Source organism: Planomonospora algeriensis (genome assembly GCF_977012225.1).
This window is the reverse complement of record NZ_CDRNDK010000839.1, coordinates 1-1442: the sequence shown is the minus strand read 5'-3', so window position 1 is coordinate 1442 and position 1442 is coordinate 1. Positions and strand designations below refer to the sequence as shown.

The 1442-nt window shown below is 77.3% G+C and carries 2 protein-coding genes and 1 pseudogene; 1 reads left to right on the top strand and 2 read right to left on the bottom strand.

Annotated elements, in window-relative coordinates:
• Nucleotides 1-191, top strand: a 191-nt coding sequence (locus ACWJ6R_RS36250; protein ID WP_449066532.1) for a dihydrodipicolinate synthase family protein, incomplete at its 5' end; no start/stop codon positions are given.
• A 70-nt stretch (nt 192-261) separates the two neighbouring features.
• Here the strand turns inward: ACWJ6R_RS36250 and ACWJ6R_RS36245 are convergent.
• Both ACWJ6R_RS36245 and ACWJ6R_RS36240 read right to left on the bottom strand, forming a co-directional pair.
• Nucleotides 262-1071, bottom strand: a complete 810-nt coding sequence (locus tag ACWJ6R_RS36245; protein ID WP_449066531.1) for an Fpg/Nei family DNA glycosylase — start codon at nt 1069-1071, stop codon at nt 262-264.
• Between the two features lie 169 nt (nt 1072-1240).
• A pseudogene (locus ACWJ6R_RS36240) lies at nt 1241-1333 on the bottom strand (hypothetical protein); the annotation flags it as partial.
• Nucleotides 1334-1442: the final 109 nt, after the last annotated feature.

Sequence of the window (1442 nt, the reverse complement as noted above, 5' to 3'; positions counted from 1 at the left end):
GGCGACGCCGCCCGCGCCGCGCGCTCGGCCACCGCCTGTCCGCCCTGGCCGCGGCCGTGTTCGCCGAGCCCAACCCCACCGTGCTCAAGGGCGTGCTGCATGCGCGGGGCCTCATCCCCACCCCGTCGGTACGGCTCCCGCTCCTCCCCGCCCGGCGCGAGTCGGTCGAGGCGGTCCTGCGGCTGCTCTGAGCGGGGCCGGGACGACCCGGTCTCCCCGCCGGAACCGGGCACCGGTGAAGACCGCGCCCGGCGGGGCCGGTCAGCCCGGTTGGCAGGCGGGGCAGTAGAAGAGGTTGCGGCCGACCAGCGACTCGGTGCGGACCTCGGTCTCGCAGACCAGGCAGGGCATGCCCGAGCGCCGGTAGACGTAGACCTCGCCGCCGTGGTCGTCGACCCGGGGAGGGCGGCCCATCGCCTCGGGCGTGTGCTCCGGCCGGACCGTGTCGATCAGGCCCGCACGCACCCCGTCGGCCATCAGGACCGCCAGGTCGGCCCAGACCGCCTCCCAGCGCTCGCGGGTCAGCTCCCGGCCGGGCGTGGCCGGGGCGATGCCCTGGCGGAACAGCACCTCGGCCCGGTAGATGTTGCCCACCCCCGCGATCACCGACTGGTCCATCAGCAGCGCCGCGACGGACGTGCGGCTGCGGGAGATCCGCCGCCAGGCGAGGTCGGGGTCGGCGTCGGGGCGCAGCGGGTCGGGGCCGAGCCGGGCGTGCAGCGCCTTGACGTCGACGGGGTCCAGCAGCTCGCAGGTGTTCGGGCCGCGCAGGTCGGCGTAGGCGTCCGCGCCGGTCAGGCGGAGCCGTACCGCGCCGGCGGGGGCGGGGACGGGCACCGCGCCGAAGGTGAACCTGCCGTAGATGCCGAGGTGCACGTGGAGCCAGCGGTCGTCGTCGAAGCCGAGCAGCAGGTGCTTGCCGTGCGCGTCGGCCTCCCGGAGCACCCGCCCGTCGATCTGCCGCGCCCCGGCGGCGAACCTGCCCTGCGGGCTGTCCGCGCGGACCGTCCGCCCGGCGAAGACCCGCCGGTGCTCGGCGGCCAGGCGGTGGATGGTGTGTCCTTCGGGCATGGGCGAAGGCTATCCGGTCGTCAGGGGAGCGGCGGCGGGCCCGCGGCGCAGGAGCGCGTGGACGGCCGCGGCGAGGGCGGCCCCGGCGGCGTAGGCCGCCAGGTGCCGCGCCGAACGTGCTGCCGAGCACCAGCCGGGCCACCGCGCTCGCCTCGGAGAGCGCGGCCGGGACGGGAGTGAGCTGGGCGAACTCGACCGCCCAGCTGAAGGCCAGCGCCCCGGCCGCGGCCCGGAGCGGTGCGGTGCGCGGCAGGGCGAACACGATGATCGTGTGGATGAGCACGGTGTACAGGGCGTCACCGCCGTACGCGCCGAGCGGGCCGCCGGCCAGCGCCCGGAGGGTCAGCCCGGCGGCGACGGTCGCCACGGCC